This is a genomic window from Thioclava electrotropha (assembly GCF_002085925.2).
In the GTDB taxonomy this organism is placed as follows: domain Bacteria; phylum Pseudomonadota; class Alphaproteobacteria; order Rhodobacterales; family Rhodobacteraceae; genus Thioclava; species Thioclava electrotropha.
Genome location: NZ_CP053562.1, coordinates 4,051,354 through 4,069,820, shown reverse-complemented (window position 1 = coordinate 4,069,820; position 18,467 = coordinate 4,051,354). Strand labels below are relative to the sequence as shown.

The window sequence follows — 18,467 nt, the reverse complement described above, 5'->3', positions numbered from 1 at the left end:
GCCGCACATGGGCGGAACGCACGGTCCTTTTAATCTCACGCGCCGAGAGGGGCTAGTGAACAAACGGGGTTGACTTTAGTAAACATAATAGTAGCAATTTAGTAAATAAGATAATTATTCAGTAAACGACACGGGGGAGGAGATGTCGAAACTGGACGGGAATCTGTTTGTGTTGTCCGTGCTCATCGTGCTGCTTCTCGCAGTCGGCGGCGCGGCATCCGGCGGCAATTACCTTTCGATCTACAATTTGCAGTCGATGGCGAACCAAGTGCCCGAGATCGGGTTGCTCGCCATCGGCGTGATGCTCGCGATGTGCTCAGGCAATGGCGGGATCGACCTGTCGGGGATCGCGCTGGCGAACCTTTCGGGGGTGGCCTCGGGGCTTGTGGCTCTTTCGATTTTCCCGGTGGACGAGGCCCCGGTGCTGTTCACCATCACTTTCGCTGGGGGCTGCCTGCTGATCGGCATGCTGGGGGGCGCGCTGAACGGATTTCTGATCTCGCGCTTCGAGATCACGCCGATCCTGTGCACCTTGGGCACCCAGATGGCCTTTACCGGTGCGGCGGTCGTGTTTTCGGAAGGACGCTCGGTCATGATCGGGTCGCCGCCCGCGCTCTATGATCTGGGCAACGGCTTGATCTTCGGAGTTCCGGCGAGCTTCCTGATCTTCCTCGGCGCGGCTTTGATCTTGGGGGGCGTCCTGCGGTTTACGCCCTACGGGATGAAGCTGATGCTCACCGGGGCAAACCCGAAAGCGGCGCTCTTCAGCGGCTTCAACCGCGACCGCATCCTGATCACCACCTACGCACTGTCAGGACTGATGGCCGGGCTTGCCGGGGTGATCATCGCGGCACGCAACATCAACGTGAAATGGGACTACGGCACCTCGTATCTTCTGATCGCGATCCTTGTCGCGGTGATGGCGGGGGTGCGTCCTGATGGCGGGTATGGCCGCGTCGTTAACGTGGTGCTTTCGGCGATCACTCTGCAGCTCCTGTCGAGTCTGCTGAACTTCGTCGGGTTCTCGAATTTCGTGCGGGATTTCGCCTGGGGCGCGCTGCTGCTGTGCTTCCTCGCGGTGAACCGCTTCGAGCTGGTCGACCAGTTCATCACACGCTTTTCGCTGGGGCGCGCGGCGCGCGCTCCGAAAAACTGAGCCGAAGAATGTAATCCAGGGAGGAGATCATCATGGCATTCAAAGGACTTAAAATCGGCCTGTTGGCCGCGACAACAGCAGCGATGCTGGCCGGTGCGCAAGGGGTCGCGGCGCAAGAGGGCAAGTCGATCACCACGGTCGTCAAGATCAGCGGTATTCCGTGGTTCGACCGGATGAAGACCGGCGTCGAGAAATACGCGCAGGAACATTCCGACATGAAGATCGAGCAAGTCGGCCCTGCCACGGCGGATTCCGCGCAGCAGTTGCAGATCGTTCAGGATCTCGTGGCGCGCGGCGTCGATGCGCTGGCCGTCGTGCCGATGGATCCGGCGATCCTCGAAGGCGTGCTCAAGCGCGCGATGGATCGTGGCATCGTCGTCGTGACCCATGAGGCCGATAACCAGAAGAACACCATGGCCGATGTCGAAGCCTTCGATAACGCCGAATACGGTGCGGCCCTGAACGAGCGTCTGGCCAAGTGCATGGACGGCAAGGGCAAGTGGACGACCTTCGTCGGCTCGCTGGGCAGCCGCACCCATATGCAATGGGTCGGCGCGGGCGAGGAGAACGCGAAGAAATACCCGGATATGGAACTCGTCGATCCGAATAACGAAAGCTTCGACGACGCCCAGGGCACCTATGAGAAAGCCAAGGAAATCCTGCGCAAGCATCCGGATATCAAGGGCTTCCAGACCTCGGCGGGCAATGACGTGCTCGGCGTCGGTCGCGCGATCGAAGAAGCGGGTCTGGCCGGTAAGGTCTGCCTCGTGGGCACCGGTCTGCCGAACCCTTCGGCGGCCTATCTCGACAGCGGCGCAATCACCGCGATCGGGTTCTGGGATCCTCAGAAGGCCGGCATGGCGATGAACTCGCTGGCCACCAAGATTCTCGCGGGTGAAGAGATCACCGACGGCATGGATCTGGGAGTCGACGGCTACCACAGTGTCAGCGTGCGCCCCGGCGCAGGTGACGGCGTGCTGGTCGTGGGCAACGGCATGGTTCTCGTCGACAAGGACACCTACAAAGAGACCCTTTTCTAAGGCGTGAAAAAACTGGTCGGTCGGGGGCAGCCCCGGCCGACTGTCAGACTGCCCGTGCCCAGGCTGGAGGAGCTTTGGCGCATGGGATGGAAGCGACCGGTGTTCAGGGGGGAGCAAACAGATGTCAGACGGACATTTTCTGGAGCTGCGCGGCATCCATAAGCGCTTTGGCGGTGTTCACGCGCTGCGTGGCGTCGATGTGACGATCGATACAGGCGTCGCCTATCACCTGCTGGGCGAGAATGGCTGCGGCAAGAGCACCTTCATCAAGATCATTTCGGGCGCCCACGCGCCCAGCGAAGGCGAGATCGTTCTGGACGGGCAGGCGCATAGCGAGCTGTCGCCGATCCAGTCGCTCGAAGCGGGGATCGAGACGGTCTATCAGGACCTCTCCCTGCTGCCGAACCTCTCCGTCGTGGAAAACGTCGCGCTTGGCGACCAGCTGGTAAGCGGCAACGGGCGCTTGATGCGTCTGTTGAACCGCCGCCGTCTGCGCGAGACGGCGCGCGAGGCGATCCGCAATGTCGGGCTGGAGCCGACGGCGAAACTCCTCGGCACGATGGTGGGGGATCTGCCGCTTGCGATCCGTCAGCGCGTCGCGATCGCGCGCGCTATCGCCGCCGACGCGCGGCTGGTGATCATGGACGAGCCGACCACATCGCTCACCCGGCACGAGGTGGACGCGCTGATCGAACTGGTCGGCAAATTGCTCGAACGCGACGTGGCGGTGCTGTTCGTCACCCACAAGCTGGAGGAGTGCTACCGCATCGGCGGGCAGGCGATCATCTTCCGCGACGGCGAATGTATTTCGCAGGGCCCGATCGCGGATTATTCGCGGGCCGAGCTGTCGCATCTGATGACCGGGCGCGAGCTGGACACGATGCGCTATCGCAAGGGCACGCCGCAGGCCGAGGAAGTGCTTCGCGTCGAGGGCGCGAGCTCCGGCGCGGCCTTTGAAGATGTCGCCTTTTCGCTGAAAGCGGGCGAGGTGCTGGGGATCACGGGGCTCTCGGATTCCGGGCGCAACGAGGTCGCCCTCGCGCTGGCTGGCCACCAGCCGCTGAGTTCCGGTCATTTTGAGATTTCGGGCGCGCGAGTGAATCTCGACTCTCCCGCGGACGCGATTGCGCGCGGCATCGGCTATGTCCCCGAGGACCGCCTCTCCGAGGGTCTGTTCCTGCAGAAATCGATCTACCAGAACGAGGTGACGCTGATCCTCGACCGGCTGCGCGGTCGCGGCGGCATCGTCGACAAGCGCAAAGGCCGCGAGGCGGCAAGCAAGATTTCCGAGGCGATGAACCTCAATACCGGCAATATCGATCTGCCGGTGTCGGCTTTGTCTGGCGGCAACCAGCAACGTGTGCTGATTGGCCGGTGGCTCAGCATCGAGCCGAAACTGCTGGTGCTGCATGGCCCGACGGTCGGCGTCGATGTCGGCTCCAAGGACACGATCTACCGCGCGATCCAGGCGATGGCCGAGCGCGGAATCGGGCTGATCATCGTCTCCGACGACCTGCCGGAACTGCTGCAGAACTGCGACCGGATCCTCGTGATGAACCGCGGTCGCCTCGTCGATGAACTCGACGCCGCGACCACCGACGAGAACCGTATTTACCAATCGATGCTCGGCTCGGCGAACGAGGCTGCCTGATGACCATGGTGCAAGAGATGAATGACCGATCAACGCCCAAACGTACCGAGGACAAACTGACGATTTGGGAGACCCTCCGACGCCGACCCGAGATGGTGACGCTGACCATCTTGGTCGTGATCTGCGTGGCGGTGTCGATCATCAACCCCAACTTCCTGCAGCCGGGCTCGCTCATCGACATGGGCCGCGCAAGCGTGGTGACCGGCCTCTTCGCGCTCGGCGTCTTTGCCATTCTAGCGGCAGGGGGGATCGACGTCTCCTTTACCGCGATCGCGGCGCTGACGATGTATTCGCTGACGAAATTCGTGATCACCGTGGCGCCCGATCTGCCGATGGCCGCGATCATCGCGATTGCCGTCGTGGCCGGTGCGCTTCTGGGCGCGGTGAACGGCCTTCTGGTCCACGGTCTGCGCGTGCCCTCGCTGATCGTGACGATCGGGACCCAATACCTGTTCCGCGGGATCTTGCTGGCTTTCGTCGGCACGGTGTGGCTGATGGAGCTTCCGCCGCAGATGACCGCCTTCGGCAAGGCCGCGCTCTACCAGTTTCAGGGCGCAAATGGCGTGACGGTCGATCTGCCCGCCTATTTCCTGATTTTCCCCGTCGTCGTCGGGCTGGCGTGGTTCCTGTTCGACCGCACGCTGATGGGCCGGGCGATCTTCGCCACCGGCGGCAACCCGGAGGTCGCGGCACGGCTCGGCTATGGCCAGCGCGTGGTGCATGTCTTCGTTTTCGCCTTCGCGGGCGCGCTCGCGGGGCTTGCAGGCATCATCCATGTCAGCGCGACCCGCATGGCCAACCCGTTCGATCTGGTCGGCACGGAAATCGAGGTGATCGCCGCCGTCGTTCTGGGCGGGGCGCGGATCACCGGCGGCACGGGTTCGGTGCTGGGCACCGTGGCCGGTGTTCTCCTGATCACCGTCGTCAGCAACACCCTGGTTCTGGTGGGTATCCCCAGCACCTGGCAGCGCCTCGTCGTGGGCGCGTTCATCCTTCTCGCAGCGGCCTTCTTCGTGCGCCGCAAGCAAAAACCCAAGCAACGCAAAGCAGAGTGATCCGATGAAGAAATTTCTCAACAAACCCGAAGATTTCGTCGAAGAGATGCTGGAGGGGATTTACGCCGCCCATCCGGAAGTGACCCATGTCGCGGACGATCTGCATTGCTTCGTGACGGCCAACCCGGTCCCCGGCAAGGTCGGGATCGTGACGGGGGGCGGCTCCGGCCACCTGCCGCTGTTCCTTGGCTATGTCGGCGACGGGATGCTCGATGGTGCGGGTGTCGGTGGCGTGTTCCAGTCGCCCAGCTCGGACCAGATCCTCGAAGTGACCAAGCATGTCGATCAGGGGGCGGGCGTCCTCTATCTCTACGGCAACTACAGCGGCGACATCATGAATTTCGACCTCGCCGGGGAATTGGCCGAGGTCGACGATATCGAGACCGCCACCGTGGTCGGCAATGATGATGTCGCCTCCTCCAAGCCGGGCGAAGAGCACAAGCGCCGCGGCGTGGCCGGGATCGTCTTCCTCTACAAGGTCGCGGGTGCCGCTGCCGCCGAGATGAAGCCGCTCGCCGAAGTCGCCCGCCTGACCGAGAAGGCGAAGGCGCGCACGCGCACCATGGGTGTCGCGCTGACGCCCTGTATCGTTCCGGAAGTCGGCAAGCCCAGCTTCACGCTTGGCGAGGACGAGATGGAAATCGGCATGGGCATCCATGGCGAGCCGGGGATCACCCGCAAGACGCTCGAGCCCGCCGATGCCGTCGTGGACGAAATGATGGAGCGCATCTTTGCCGAGCAGGACTACGCGGCAGGCGACGAGGTGGCGATCATCGTCAACGGGTTGGGCGCGACGCCGATGGAAGAGCTCTACATCTTCTACCGTCGCATCTCGCAGCTGTTCGCAGAGCGCAACGTGAGCGTCGCGCAGGTCTGGATCGGCGAATTCGCGACCTCGATGGAGATGGCGGGCGCCTCGATCTCGGTGCTGCATCTCGATGACGAGTTGAAACCGCTGATCGCGCGCGGCGCGACGACGCCGTTCTTCAAACATATCGCGAAGTGAGGGTTGCCATGACGATGGATGCGAAGGCACTGCCGGACCTGTTCAACCGTTACCGGGACCGGTTCGCCGCCGAGAAGCAGGCGCTGATCGAGCTCGACGGCAAGGTCGGGGACAGCGATCTGGGACTGACCATGGCGAAGGGCTTCACCGCTGCGGCGACCGCCCTTGAGGAGAAGGCGCCCGAGACGCTGGCGGACGGAATGAAAACCGCAGGCGCTGCGATCGCGAAAGCTGCCCCCTCGACCATGGGCACACTGATGGCGACGGGCTTCCTGCGCGGCGCGAAGGCGCTCGACGGTGTGGACGTGATGGATACCGCGGCGCTCGCGGATTTCTGGGCGGCGTTCCGCGACGGGATCGCACAGCGCGGCAAGGCGCAACTGGGCGACAAGACCGTGCTCGACGTACTGCACCCGATGGCCGAGACCATCGCCGCGCAGGCGCAGGCAGGCGCATCGCCCGCCGAGGCATCACGCGCGGCGGCCCAAGCTGCGAAAGAGGCGCTGGAGGCGACTAAGGAGATGGAAGCCCAGCACGGCAAGGCTGCCGCGTTTGGCGAGAAATCCAAAGGCATTCAGGACGCGGGCGGCACTGTCGCCTGCATCCTCATCGAAGAGACAAGCGCCGCTTTCGGCGCATAGGAGAGGGCATGCACTACAATACGCTGGGACGGAGCGGGCTGAAGGTTTCAGCCCTCGCGATGGGGACTTTTACCTTCGGTGGCGAGGGTCCCTTCGCGATGGTCGGCAGTCAGGGCGTGGCCGAGGCGCGCGATCTGTTTGATTGCGTGATCGACCACGGGGTGAACCTGATCGACACGGCGAACATGTATTCCACCGGCACGGCCGAAGAGATCGTGGGCGAGGCGCTGGAAGGCCGCCGCGACGAGGTGCTGATCTCGTCAAAAGCCCGGATGCCGATCGATGATGGCCCCAATGGCGAGGGCGCGAGCCGCTGGCATCTGATCCGCGAATGCGAGCGCAGCCTGAAGCGTCTGCGCACCGATCACATCGACATCTACCACATCCACGAATGGGACGGCCAAACCCCGGTCGAGGAAACGCTCGAAGCCCTGCAGACGCTGACCGATCAGGGCAAGATCCGCTACGCGGGCTGCTCGAACTATACCGGCTGGCAGGTGATGAAATCGCTCATGGCCTCGGACAAGCCCGGTCGGGCGCGCTTCGTCACCCAGCAGATCCACTACACGCTCGAGGCGCGCGAGGCGGAATATGAGCTTTTGCCGATCGCGGTCGATCAGGGCGTCGGCGCGACCGTCTGGAGCCCGCTTGCCGCAGGGCTGCTGTCGGGCAAACACACCCGCGACAATCCGGTGGCGGAGGGGAGCCGTCAGTCCAAGGGCTGGACCGAGCCGCCGATCCGGGATCAGGAGCGGCTGTGGAAGATCGTCGATGTGCTTAACGAATTGGGCGAGGCGCATGGCGTCGAGGCCGCTCAGATCGCGCTGGCATGGCTGCTTACGCGTCCGGGCGTCGCTTCGCTGGTGGTGGGCGGCAGCACGGTGGAGCAGTTCGAGCGCAATTTTCGCGCGCTCGAAGTAACGCTCTCGGCAGACGACCTAGCCCGCCTGGACCAAGTGAGCCGTCCGCCGCTGATCTACCCGCTATGGCATCAGGAGCAATTCGCCAAGCCGCGCTTCAGCCCGGCGGACGGGATCGTGACGCGCTGAAATGACCAGTTGAAGTTGGTGCACGAGGTCGGTCGCAGTAAGTCGCTCCGGTCGATGAAGCCTAAGACGACTACTGACGCTTTTGTGTGCTTTCGCAGTTGCCGCTAAGGTGGGTAGCAAGCGAATACTTGGGCGCATAGCAGGAATTGGGACCGAGCGCAGCGAATGACCGCTCACCGCCCTTCCTGCTTCGGCGAAGTGAACGGCCCAAAACGGACATTTGTCCAATAAACAACGAATGTCGGCTTCTCGTCATGGAAACTGATGGGGCGCGTCAGCCTTCGCGGTCATCCTCGAGACTTTCGAAACGCGCGCACTCTATACCAGAGCGACGCCTGCGAAATATTCATGCAGATGCAGCAGCGCCATGTAGGCCACGAGGCCAAGCGCCGCCCGACCGAGATCGGCCAGCGTGAACCCCGCAAACAGGGGCGCGGCTTTCGTCCGGCGCAGCGTCTCGGCCCAGACCTCCAAACCCATCTCCCGGCGTTGCTTGCGGTCGATCAGCCGCATACCAAGCAGCGCGAACCCTCCGAGTGTCCCGAACAGTAGCACATGCGCCAGATCGCCGTTCGGCAGCAGGTGCAGCCCGGCCCAGCTCGCGAGGCCCAGCAGCATCGGGTGGCGCGTGAGGCGCACGATGCCGGGGCGATCGGGGTCGAAGCTTTTGCGGCGGCTGCCGCCGAAGGAGAACGGGTTCGGATGGCCGAGCGCGACGGCGAACCAGATGCAAACCAGCGCCATCCCGGCCCGGGTCGCCTCCATCGCCCAAAGGGTGGCGGACCACAGGTAAATCGGGTCCGGCCATGCGGCGGCGCGGATCAGGATCAGCAGCATCGCCGTCGACAGCAGCGAATAGCCAAGGGTGAAACCGGACGCGCCGAGCGCCGCCATCAGTCGCGCCTTGACCGTCGGGCGCGTCGGGATCGAATGGGTCGCGAGGAAGGCCGCGAACACTCCGCCATAAGCCAGCCACATCATTGCGCCCTCCGTCTGGGTTGCCACAGAACCGGAGCATAGAGGATCGCGAAGCCGAGGAAAGCAGCGCACCACGCCACACCGGAGACCGAGTAGAGCGCGCTCAGACCAAGCCATCCCGCGAGGAGTCGCGCGACCATCGCGACGAAGAGCGCAGCATAGACCGCGACGGTTCCGGGGCTGGCCTCCAGCGGGCGTCCGGTATGGCCGAGCGAGGCACGGCTCATCACCGCCAGCGTCATGCCGCCAAGCGTGCCCGCCGTCCACAGATGCAGCGCGGTGGCCGGAGTGAAGGAGGCGGGGAACAGGATCGCAATCCCAAGCGCCAGCGCCCCGAGCGGCAGGCAGGCATAGGCCAGATGCAGCACGAAGAGGATCGGGGCGCGCAGCGTCAGCCCGCCTTTCCAGCGCCAGAGCCGCGCGAGATGCAGCACACCGGTCGCGAGTAGCAGCGTCGCGGTCAGTCGCGCCTCGGGCAAGGTGACTGAAGCCAGCAGCGCCGCACCCGCAGCCACCATCGCAAGCTTGTCGAAGCGTTGCATCGGCGGGGCAGGGCGCGCGGGGTGGTTCTCCTTGACCAGCCAGTTGCGCGTGAAGGAGGGGATGATCCGCCCCCGATCAGCGCGACCATCATCAGCACGGCGGCAAGGCCCAGCCGCATCCCGATGCCCGCTGCTGCATAGCCGCCCTGCGCGGCTTCGATCAGGAACAGAAGGTCCGCGAGGGTGAAGATGCTCAGCAATCCCAGAACCGGCAGGTTGCGCCAATTCTTCCCTGCCACGATCTCCCGCAGCACGACGCCTCCAAGCGCGAGCGGGAAGGCGAGATCGACGCTCGCGACCAGTGCGAAGGGCAGATGCGCCGAGACGAGCAGCCCCAGCCGCCCGAGCCCCCAGAGCGTGACGAGGCCGAGGAGCGGCCAGCCCACGACCGGCAGCCGCCCGGTCCAGTTTGGCACCGCCGTCAGCAGAAAGCCTGCGATTGCCGCGCCAAGATAACCGAAGAGGAAGGCATGGGCGTGCCAGCTGACCGGGTCGAGCCGTGTCGGTAGCTTGATCAGCCCGGCAAGCGCGGGCACCCAGAGCGCCATCGCCAGCGCGGCCCAGACGGCGCCGAAGAAGAAGAACGGGCGAAAGCCGCCCGACAGCAGCGCCGGGCCGTGCCAGCGGCGCATTTGTTCTGCGGAAGATAGGGCCATGATCGGCTCCTTTCAGCTCTCGGCGGCGTCCATCAGCCGCCGGATGTGACATGCGAAGGCGTAGGTCGCAGGCACGGCGACCACCGCGCCCAGACCGAGCGAGACGACCGGCGTCGCGACCGGCAGCCCGACCCACGATCCGATCAGCGAGGCGAAGAACACGTTGACCGCGAAGGCGCCCCAGCCGAACGGGTAGAGCATCAGCGCAATCCGGGCGGGGGACCAGCGCGCGCTCATCGCCGGGCGACCACCCGCGCGACCACCGCCAGTGCCGCGACGAGCGCGAGCGCCGCCAGCGCGAACCAGAACTCGGCTGTGGCCGATTGCGCCTGCGGGATCGGGCGCTCGAAGCTGGCCGCCTGTGCAGCGGCTGGGGCGAGGGCGAGAAGAAGGGTCAGTTTGCGCATGTCAGGTCTCCTGTGTGAGCGAGCGGTAGATATCGGGCAGGGCGCGCAGCAGCCGTTCGGGCCGGGGCAGCAGGGTGAAGCCGCCGCGCCCGAATATTCGTGCGAACCAGTCCTGCCCGTCCTCGTCGATGATGACGCCGTGCAGGCTCTGGCCCGCGCGACGGGCCTCGCGCACGGCCATATGGCTGTCCTCGATGCCGTGCTGGCCCTCGTAATGGTCCAGATCGTTGGGCTTGCCGTCGGTCAGTACGATCAACAGCTTGCGGCTTGCGCTCTCCTGCGCGAGCTGTGCCGAGACGTGGCGGATCGCGGTCCCGAGGCGCGTGTAATGGCCCGGGCGCAGCGCCGCGATATTGGCGTGGATCGGCGGCGCCATCGGGGCCTCGAAGTCTTTCACCCGCGTCAGGAAGACCCGGTCGCGGCGCAGTGAGGAAAATCCCCAGATCGCGAAACGGTCGCCCGCCGCATCAAGTCCCTCGGCCAGCGCGGACATCGCCTCGCGTGCGATGTCGATCACGCAGCTGTCGCCGATCGCGGCTTCGGTGGAGCGCGAGGTGTCGATCAGGAAGGCCACGGCGAGGTCGCGTTCCACCTTGCGCAGGCTTTGCCAGATCCGGTCGCTGCCCCGCCCGGTCGCAGCGAGATCGGCGCGGGTGGCGATGACGGCGTCGAGATCCAGTTCGGTCCCGTCGATCTGGCGCGGGCGCAGGATGCGGCGCGGCTGCAGCGCCTCGAACTGACGGCGTACGGCGCGGATATAGCGCGGATCGGCGCGGAAGGTTTGCGTGGCCTCGGGTCGGGCGGGCGCGTCGAGCACCCGGCAGTGACCCTCCATATAGGCGCGGCCGCGGTGGTTCCATTCGGGATAGACATGCGCGCCCGCCAGCGCCTCGTGCTCCGCCTCGGCGGGCGAGAGGTCGAGATGCAGCCGCAGCCGCGTCGCGGCTTTGCGGTCGTGGCGGGTCAGGGTGATCTGGTCCTGATCCTCGGCGGCCTTGGCGGCGTTCTCCTCGTCATCGTCGTCGACCGAGCGATTGACGTTCAGCGCCTCGACCCATGACAGGATCGACTCGAAGCGATGGATGATGAAGCTGTCGCGGCGGCGCGCCTGATCGAGATCGCGGCGCTCGCCATGCTTGCGCTGCGTGCTGGCCATCGCGGTCGGGGCGGAGGCGGGGGCATCGGCCTCTTCCGAGGCGGCGCTGCGGCCCGCGGTGTTGGGGGCAAATCGCAGCCAGATCGGCACCGGGGCGAGCGGCATGTAACCGCGTGCGCCCTCCGCCGTCTCGGGCAGCGGGGCGCGGGTGCCCTCGGCGCAGAGCTGGTCGCAAAGCGCCGCTTCTAGCGCGGCCTCGGCCGCCGGGCGCGACAATCTGCGCCGGCCTGCGAGGGTGAGCGCCGCCATCTCGCGGTAGGGTGCGCGCAGCCCGATGCAGCGGCGATAGGCCAGATCGCAGGCCTGCGCATTGGCGCGGATCTGCGCGCAATCCATCGCCGGACCGTCGGTCTCGTCGGGCAGTTCGGGCATCGCGTCGCGGCTGAGCGCCGCCAGCGCGGTCAGCCAGAAATAGGCGGCACGGTTGAGATCAGACCGGGGAAAAACGTCCATCACCGGCGGCAGGCGCAGCCGCGCGCCGTCGAAGCGGGCGACCCGCTCGGTCTCGCGCCCGGCGCCAAGGCGGCGCCGGACGGGTTGGCGGTGACGGACCGGCGTGACCGGGGCCTCGACGATCTCGACATCCGCACCGCCGCCAAGCGCGCGCAGCAACAGCGCGAGCGAGGGGCGCAATGCGGCCAGCGCGACCGCGGCGTCGGGATGGCGATCGTCCTGACCGATATCCTTGGCCAGATCGTGCCAGATCTCGCCTACGGTTTCCTCGGGCTCCATCAGGTCCATCAGTCTCATGGTGTGCTCCTCAGCCGTAGATCGTGGCGATCAGGTCGCGCAGCGCCTGCTGCACGTCCGGCTCGTCGCTGAGCGCCTGGACCACGGCGGTCTCCAGCGCCTCTTCGATCGCGATGCCCGCGCCGATCAGCCGCGCGGCATAGACCAGAAGCCGGGTCGAGACGCCTTCCTCGAGATCCATGCCAGAGAGCTTGCGGATATGCCCGGCGAGGCGCACCAGCGGCACCACCTGCGCGACCGGCAGGCCGGTCTCGGCGGTGATCACGCGCGTCTCCGCCTCGGGTTCGGGGAAGTCGAAGGCGATCGAGAGGAACCGCTGCCGGGTCGAGGGTTTGAGCCGCTTGAGCACGCTCTGGTAGCCCGGGTTGTAGGAGGCCACGAGCATGAAGCCCTCCGGCGCCTCCAGTTCCTCGCCGGTGCGGTCGATGATCAGACGGCGGCGCGAGTCGGTGAGCGGGTGCAGCACCACGGTCACGTCCTTGCGCGCCTCCACCACCTCGTCGAGATAGCAGATCGCCCCTTCGCGCACCGCCCGGGTGAGCGGCCCGTCGACCCATTCGGTCTCGCCGCCCTTCAGCAGGTAACGCCCGATCAGGTCCGCCGCCGACAGGTCGTCATGGCAGGCGACGGTGTAGACCGGCTTGTTCAGCCGCGCCGCCATATGCTCGACGAAGCGGGTTTTGCCGCAGCCGGTCGGCCCCTTCAGAAGAAGGGGCAAACCGTTGGCATGGGCGCGCTCGAACAGGGCACATTCGCGGCCGGTCGGGTGGTAGTAGGGGATCTGTGCATTCGTCGTGTCGAGGGACATCGTCATTCTCCTGCCACGGGGGTTACGGGACCGGGGGCGATGACTTCACGCCGACGCACCACGACGAGGGAGTAGATGAACAGAAGCGCCCCGAGCACGACCGCCGCCCCTGCGCCGAAGCGCATCAGGTAGAAGATCGACAGGCTGTCCTGCACGTCCATGTAGTAGTCGCCCACGACCCGCTGCATGTGGGTCTGGATCGTGCCTGCGAAGGTCAGAACGAAGGTCATGAAGGCCATGCCGCCGGTCATCAGCCAGAATGCGCCCATGTTGAGCACCTGGTTGTAGGGATCGCGCCCGCGCAGCATCGGCATCGCATAGGTGAAGACCGCGAGGTTGAGCGCCACATAGGCCCCGTAGAAGGCGAGGTGCCCGTGCGCGGCGGTGATCTGCGTGCCGTGGGAGTAGAAGTTCACCCCGTGCAGCGTGTGCAGGAAGCCCCAGACGCCCGCGCCGAAGAAGGCCACGGTCGATGAGCCCAGCGACCACAGGAGTGCGGCTTTGTTGGGGTGGTTCTTGCGGCCCTTCCAGACCATCACGAAGGCAAACGACATCATTAGGAAGAACGGGATCACCTCGAAGGTCGAGAAGATCGAGCCCACCCATTGCCAGTAGCCCGGCGTGCCGATCCAGTAGAAGTGGTGCCCGGTGCCGAGGATGCCGGAGAAGAGCGCGGTGGCGACGATGACATAGAGCCATTTCTCGACCACCTCGCGGTCCACGCCCGTCAGCTTGAGCATCAGGAAGCCGAGGATCGCGGCCATCACCAGCTCCCAGGTCGCCTCGACCCAAAGGTGGACAACCATCCACCAGTACATCTTGTCGAGCGACAGGTTGTCGGGATTGATGAAGGCGAAAACCCACAGCAGGCACAGCAGCCAAAGACCCATCAGCAGCACGTTGGTGATCGCCGTCTTGCGACCCGCCAGTACCGTCAGCGAGATGTTGATCAGGAAGATCACGGCGGCGACGAGGATGCCGAACTTCACCCAAAGGGGCTGTTCGAGGAATTCGCGCCCGCCATGGATCCCGACGAGATAGGAGCCGACCGCGCCCAGCGTCCCAATCATCAGGATCGCGAGCTGCAGATAGGCGAGCTTGACCGAGAAGATCTCGCGCTCGCTTTCTTCGGGGACGAGGAAATAGGCCGCACCGAAGAAGCCCAGCAGCAGCCAGACGATCAGCGCATTGGTGTGGATCATCCGGATCACGTTGAAGGGCAGGATCTCGGAGAGCGTGTTGGGCGAGACATAGATCCAGCCGGCCAGAAGACCGCCCAGAACCTGCACGCCGAACAGCAGCATGGCGCAGTAGAAATAGGCTTTCGCCACGGATTGGGATTGGTATTTCATCGGTCTCTCTCCTCAGCCCGCATCATTGGGCGGCCAGCCCTGCGTGTCGGTTTGATCGGCCCAGCGGAGGAATTCCGCGAGCGCGCGCATGTCCTCTTCGTTGATGTCGAAATGCGGCATCTGGCGGCGACCCTCGATGCCGGAGGGTTGCGCCGCGATCCAGGCGTCGAGCGTCTCGTAGGCGCCCTGCGGGTCGTCCGCGACACCCCAGCGGGTCATCACGTTGCCGACCTCGGGCGCGAAATAGGCGCCCTCGCCATGCAGGGTGTGGCAGTTGATGCAGGAATTGCGTTCCCACACGCCCTTGCCGCGAGCGATCTGTTCGGTCAGCGGCGCGGAGGCGGTCGAGTGGTTCACGATATAGAAGTGGCTTTGCGCGGTCAGTGCGATGAACACCAGCACGAAGAAAATGGATCCTCCGTAAAAGATGTTTCGCGCCCGCGACTTGGTCAGGATTTCAGCCATTGGGGCCTCCCTTGGGGGTCAGTCGATGGCCCGAGGGATAGCGGCGTTCGCAGCAGGGAAGTTTGCGCCAGCACAACGTTTGATTGGATTGCCGGGATTAGCTTGGTCGGCAGAGAGGTCCCGCCATGTCAAAAGCCAGCTGGAAGAACCCCGATGCCACGCTCGACGCGCTGATGCGCGATTGGCCTGCCACGATCGAGGTGTTCATGCGTCACAAGATGCTCTGTGTGGGCTGCCTCGTGAACCCGTTCCACACGATCGACGATGCCTGCACCGAGTATCGGCTCGATCTCGACGACTTCATCGCCGAGCTGGACGAGGCTATTGCGGCATCTATCGAGACGGCGGGGCCTCGCCCCGGCAAATGAGCACCAGACGGTGCGCATCGGTGACGGTGATCCGCTTGCGGCGGCTCGCGACCACTCCCTGCTTTTCCCACGCGCTCAACAAGCGCGAGACCGTGTGCAGCGTCGTCGCGGTCATTTCCGAGAGATCCTGCCGGGTGACCGGGAAGTCGATCTCGATCCCGTTCTCCACTTTGCGCCCGGTCTGATTGATCAGGCGCAAGAGCGAATTGGCCACCCGCTGCTCGACCTGCTGGGTCGCCATTTCGACGATGCGAGTGTTCATCTCACCGATACGCTGGCCCACGGTCTTGTAGGTCTCGGAAGCGAAGCCGTCATACTGCGACACAAACTGATCCCAGAGCCTCATCGGCCAGCCCAGCACGATCGCCTCCGAGGCGGTGACGGAAGTCGCGGGATAGGTCGTGCGCCCAAGCGCCTGCGCGATCCCGAAGAGCTGCCCCGAAGGGATATGCAGCGCGATCACCTGCTCGCCCGTCGGCGTGATCCGCATCACCCGGATATAGCCGTCGAGCAGCATGTAGAACCGCTCTGCCGGAGCGCCTTCCTCGAAGACCGCCACTCCCTCGTCGAAGCGGCGCACGCTGGCGAGGTCGAGAATCTCGCGGATCTGCCGCTTCTCCAGACGGGAGAAAGGCGGCATCGGCGTCAACAGACTCTCGTCGAGCCGCGACATGGTTTTACGGGGAATGGGCGCGCTCATGCCTTCTCTAAACATACGCCCTGCGCTGCGTCCAATATGAAACGTCACGTCGTCGCGAACGAGGCGTGAATATTTCTCGCGTTTTCGTGAGAAAGCGCCGCGAAGTTTGCGCCAGAGCAAAAAGCCACGCGTCCAAGCTCGCTAAACAGAGGGCAATTCAAGGATCCAAGGAAAGGACAAAAGATGATCCGCACCCTGATTTCCGCCCTCGCGTTGACCGCTCTTCTGGGTGGTGCGGCGAGCGCCGAGACCCACGAGGTTCACATGCTCAACAAAGGCGAAAAAGGCATGATGGTCTTCGAGCCCGCGCTTGTGAAAGCCGCTCCCGGCGACACGATCCGCTTCATTCCGACCGACAAGGGTCACAACGCCGAAAGCATCGACGGGATGATTCCCGAAGGAGTCGACGGGTTTACCGGCAAGATCAACAAAGAGGTCGAAGTGACGCTCGACACCGAGGGGCTCTACGCCGTGCGCTGCAAGCCGCATTACGCGATGGGCATGGTGATGGTGATTGCGGTGGGCGACGCAACCACCCCCGACAATTTCTTCGAGGGCCGTGTGCCGAAGAAGGCCAAGGAACGCTTTGAAGAGGAATTGGGCGCGCTGTGAGCGCCCGCGGCAGGAAACGCGCGACATCTTCCTGCTACGTTTAACCAGTGGAGGCTAAAATGCCGAAATATGTCAATCCAGCTCTCGTGAAAACCAACCGCCGCAACGTGCTGCGCGGCTCTCTTCTGGCAGGCGCCGCGGCGATGACCGCGGGGGCCGGGATGGCCGGAACCGCGTCGAAGCGCATGGCGCCCCATGTCGCGCCGCGCCCTGCCGCGCCGAAATTCATCCTCGCCGAGGCCGAGGCTCAGGTGGCCGCGCCCAAGGTTGACCTGTCGGGCTATACCCGCGTCCGCCAAGAGCTTGTCGCACCACCCTTCGCGCCCAAGCACGAGCAGGTCGCGACCGGCGGTCCGAAGATCGTCGAGATCCGGATGGAGACCACGGAGGTCCTGCTGACGGTGGATGAGGATACCGGCGCCAGCATCTGGGCGCTGACCTATAACGGTTCGGTCCCCGGCCCGCTGATCATCGTGCATCAGGACGACTATGTCGAACTGACCCTGAGCAACCCCGCCGCTTCGCAGATGGAGCACAATATCGACTTCCACGCCTCCTCGGGCGCCTTGGGCGGCGGTGGCCTGACCCACGTTTATCCCGGCGAGGAAACGGTGCTGCGCTTCAAGGCGACGCGGCCGGGCGTGTTCACCTATCACTGCGCGCCGGGTGGGGCGATGATCCCCTACCACGTCACCCACGGCATGAACGGCACGCTGATGGTGCTGCCGCGTGACGGGCTCAAGGATGCCGATGGCAACCCGCTGCGCTACGACACGATCGCCTATATCGGCGAGCAGGACTTCTACCTGCCGATGGACGAGAACGGCGATTACAAGACCTACGAAGTCGCCGGTGAGGACTTCGCCGACAGCGTCGAGGCGATGCGCACGCTCACGCCGACCCACTCGGTCTTCAACGGTTCGGTCGGGGCGCTGACGGGCGAGAACGCCTTCAAGGCCAAGGTCGGCGACACGGTTCTGATGGTTCACAATCAGGCCAACCGCGACAGCCGTCCGCACCTGATCGGCGGTCATGGCGACCATGTCTGGGAGAACGGCAAATTCGCCAATCCCCCGCAGAAGGATCAGGAGACCTGGTTCATCCGCGGCGGCAGCGCAGGGGCCGCGATGTATACCTTCCTGCAGCCGGGCGTCTACGCCTACGTCAACCACAACCTGATCGAGGCGGCCCTGCTGGGTGCCACGGCCCACTTCGTGGTGGACGGCGCATGGGACAACGCCCTGATGGAGCAGGTGACGCCGCCCCATGTGGTGGAAACCTGAGCCAGGGAGGCCGGAGATGATCGCCAAACTCGCTTTCCTCGCGCCCCGTCTTTCCCTTCGGAAGGTGCTTGCGGCGGGGGCGGCGATCATCGCCCTCGGGGCCGCGTGGGGTTTCCTGCGCGGCCCCGATCTCGATTACGTACCGCAGATGGCCGAGCGGGTGGTGACGCTGCCTGACGGTCACGCGATTTACGTTCAGAAATATGAAGTGACGGTTGCGGAGTGGAACCGGTGCCACGCGGACGGCGCCTGCGAGCTTGCCTTGCGCGCTCCGCTCGGCAGCGAGACGGCGACGACGCCGGCCACCGGGCTGAGCCATGTCGATGTCGAGCAGTATCTCGGCTGGATCAATCGCAAGGCGCGCCACGACTTCCGTCTGCCGACGATTGCCGAATGGCAGTTCATGGCCAAGGACGTGCTGCCCGAGAAGGAGGATCCGATCTTCACCGATCCAGATTTGACATGGGCTTCGACCTACCTGACCACCGGCCTCGCGCCGCGCAAGCTCTCGCCGCGGGGCAGCTTCTCGACCAGCGCCGAGGGGATCGTGGATCTCGACGGCTCGGTCTGGGAATGGACGCAGGACTGTTATGGCGGGGAGGGCGGCGGCCCCATCGACCCGAAGAAATGCGCGGCCTTCTTCGCAGGTGGCGAGCATGTCGCTGCGATCCCGTTCCTCGTCCGCGACCCTGCGCGCGGCGGCTGCGCCGTCGGAAGCCCGCCCGCGCATCTCGGCCTGCGTTTGGTCAGTGAAACCCGGATATGATGAGAACCGGCGACAGTTCTGCGGAG

Annotated in this window: 19 protein-coding genes and 1 pseudogene; 11 read left to right on the top strand and 9 right to left on the bottom strand. The window is 64.8% G+C overall.

All coding sequences use genetic code 11. The features are described 5' to 3' along the window. Positions 1-142: 142 nt before the first annotated feature. From AKL02_RS19410 to AKL02_RS19380, 7 genes are all read left to right on the top strand, one after another. A complete protein-coding gene (locus AKL02_RS19410) occupies positions 143-1,156 on the top strand; it encodes an ABC transporter permease (protein WP_078539249.1) in 1,014 nt (337 codons plus the stop codon). Positions 1,157-1,188: 32 nt separating this feature from the next. Continuing rightward, the gene (locus AKL02_RS19405; RefSeq protein ID WP_078539248.1) at positions 1,189-2,196 is read left to right on the top strand and encodes a substrate-binding domain-containing protein; all 1,008 of its coding nucleotides are present in this window, start codon (positions 1,189-1,191) and stop codon (positions 2,194-2,196) included. 121 nt (positions 2,197-2,317) lie between these two features. Further along, a complete protein-coding gene (locus tag AKL02_RS19400) occupies positions 2,318-3,847 on the top strand; it encodes a sugar ABC transporter ATP-binding protein (protein WP_083078069.1) in 1,530 nt (509 codons plus the stop codon). Then, complete coding sequence (locus tag AKL02_RS19395) at positions 3,847-4,902, top strand: ABC transporter permease (RefSeq protein ID WP_198453223.1); 1,056 nt, start codon at positions 3,847-3,849, stop codon at positions 4,900-4,902. The genes AKL02_RS19400 and AKL02_RS19395 overlap by 1 nt, the downstream gene beginning before the upstream one ends. A 4-nt stretch (positions 4,903-4,906) precedes the next feature. Continuing rightward, entirely contained in the window at positions 4,907-5,908 is a 1,002-nt protein-coding gene (locus AKL02_RS19390) for a dihydroxyacetone kinase subunit DhaK (protein WP_083078068.1), read from the top strand. Positions 5,909-5,916: 8 nt separating this feature from the next. Next, on the top strand, positions 5,917-6,549 hold the full coding sequence (locus AKL02_RS19385) for a dihydroxyacetone kinase subunit L (protein WP_108722380.1): 633 nt from the start codon (positions 5,917-5,919) through the stop codon (positions 6,547-6,549). 8 nt (positions 6,550-6,557) lie between these two features. Then, on the top strand, positions 6,558-7,598 hold the full coding sequence (locus AKL02_RS19380; RefSeq protein ID WP_083078067.1) for an aldo/keto reductase: 1,041 nt from the start codon (positions 6,558-6,560) through the stop codon (positions 7,596-7,598). A 318-nt stretch (positions 7,599-7,916) separates the two neighbouring features. Here the strand turns inward: AKL02_RS19380 and AKL02_RS19375 are convergent, their stop codons facing one another. The 8 genes and pseudogenes from AKL02_RS19375 to AKL02_RS19340 form a co-directional block, all read right to left on the bottom strand. Continuing rightward, positions 7,917-8,579, bottom strand: coding sequence for an NnrU family protein (locus AKL02_RS19375; RefSeq protein ID WP_083078066.1), 663 nt, complete (start codon positions 8,577-8,579; stop codon positions 7,917-7,919). Further along, positions 8,576-9,666 (bottom strand): annotated as a pseudogene (locus AKL02_RS19370) (NnrS family protein). The gene AKL02_RS19375 and the pseudogene AKL02_RS19370 overlap by 4 nt, the downstream one beginning before the upstream one ends. 120 nt (positions 9,667-9,786) lie before the next feature. After that, positions 9,787-10,011, bottom strand: a complete 225-nt coding sequence (locus tag AKL02_RS19365) for an NnrT protein (protein WP_083078064.1) — start codon at positions 10,009-10,011, stop codon at positions 9,787-9,789. Next, positions 10,008-10,181 carry a protein NnrT gene (locus AKL02_RS19360; protein WP_078542441.1) on the bottom strand — a complete coding sequence of 58 codons (174 nt, stop codon included), beginning with the start codon at positions 10,179-10,181 and terminating at the stop codon, positions 10,008-10,010. The genes AKL02_RS19365 and AKL02_RS19360 overlap by 4 nt, the downstream gene beginning before the upstream one ends. Position 10,182: 1 nt before the next feature. Beyond that, on the bottom strand, positions 10,183-12,087 hold the full coding sequence (locus AKL02_RS19355; protein WP_083078063.1) for a nitric oxide reductase activation protein NorD: 1,905 nt from the start codon (positions 12,085-12,087) through the stop codon (positions 10,183-10,185). Positions 12,088-12,097: 10 nt separating this feature from the next. Beyond that, on the bottom strand, positions 12,098-12,901 hold the full coding sequence (locus tag AKL02_RS19350) for a CbbQ/NirQ/NorQ/GpvN family protein (protein WP_198453222.1): 804 nt from the start codon (positions 12,899-12,901) through the stop codon (positions 12,098-12,100). Next, positions 12,898-14,247 carry a cbb3-type cytochrome c oxidase subunit I gene (locus AKL02_RS19345; RefSeq protein WP_083078061.1) on the bottom strand — a complete coding sequence of 450 codons (1,350 nt, stop codon included), beginning with the start codon at positions 14,245-14,247 and terminating at the stop codon, positions 12,898-12,900. The genes AKL02_RS19350 and AKL02_RS19345 overlap by 4 nt, the downstream gene beginning before the upstream one ends. 12 nt (positions 14,248-14,259) lie before the next feature. Beyond that, positions 14,260-14,712, bottom strand: a complete 453-nt coding sequence (locus AKL02_RS19340) for a c-type cytochrome (protein WP_083078060.1) — start codon at positions 14,710-14,712, stop codon at positions 14,260-14,262. Positions 14,713-14,837: 125 nt separating this feature from the next. Between AKL02_RS19340 and AKL02_RS19335 the strand changes: the two genes are divergently transcribed. Further along, complete coding sequence (locus AKL02_RS19335) at positions 14,838-15,080, top strand: DUF1858 domain-containing protein (protein WP_083078059.1); 243 nt, start codon at positions 14,838-14,840, stop codon at positions 15,078-15,080. On the opposite strand, the gene AKL02_RS19330 is transcribed toward AKL02_RS19335, so the two are convergent. After that, on the bottom strand, positions 15,046-15,753 hold the full coding sequence (locus AKL02_RS19330; protein WP_083078058.1) for a Crp/Fnr family transcriptional regulator: 708 nt from the start codon (positions 15,751-15,753) through the stop codon (positions 15,046-15,048). The genes AKL02_RS19335 and AKL02_RS19330 overlap by 35 nt on opposite strands. 210 nt (positions 15,754-15,963) lie before the next feature. Between AKL02_RS19330 and AKL02_RS19325 the strand changes: the two genes are divergently transcribed. The 3 genes from AKL02_RS19325 to AKL02_RS19315 are packed head-to-tail and all read left to right on the top strand — an operon-like array spanning position 15,964 to position 18,441. After that, positions 15,964-16,392, top strand: a complete 429-nt coding sequence (locus AKL02_RS19325; protein ID WP_083078057.1) for a pseudoazurin — start codon at positions 15,964-15,966, stop codon at positions 16,390-16,392. A gap of 59 nt (positions 16,393-16,451) precedes the next feature. Continuing rightward, entirely contained in the window at positions 16,452-17,675 is a 1,224-nt protein-coding gene (nirK, locus tag AKL02_RS19320) for a copper-containing nitrite reductase (RefSeq protein WP_083078056.1), read from the top strand. A 16-nt stretch (positions 17,676-17,691) separates the two neighbouring features. Beyond that, complete coding sequence (locus AKL02_RS19315) at positions 17,692-18,441, top strand: formylglycine-generating enzyme family protein (protein WP_083078055.1); 750 nt, start codon at positions 17,692-17,694, stop codon at positions 18,439-18,441. Positions 18,442-18,467 lie beyond the last annotated feature (26 nt).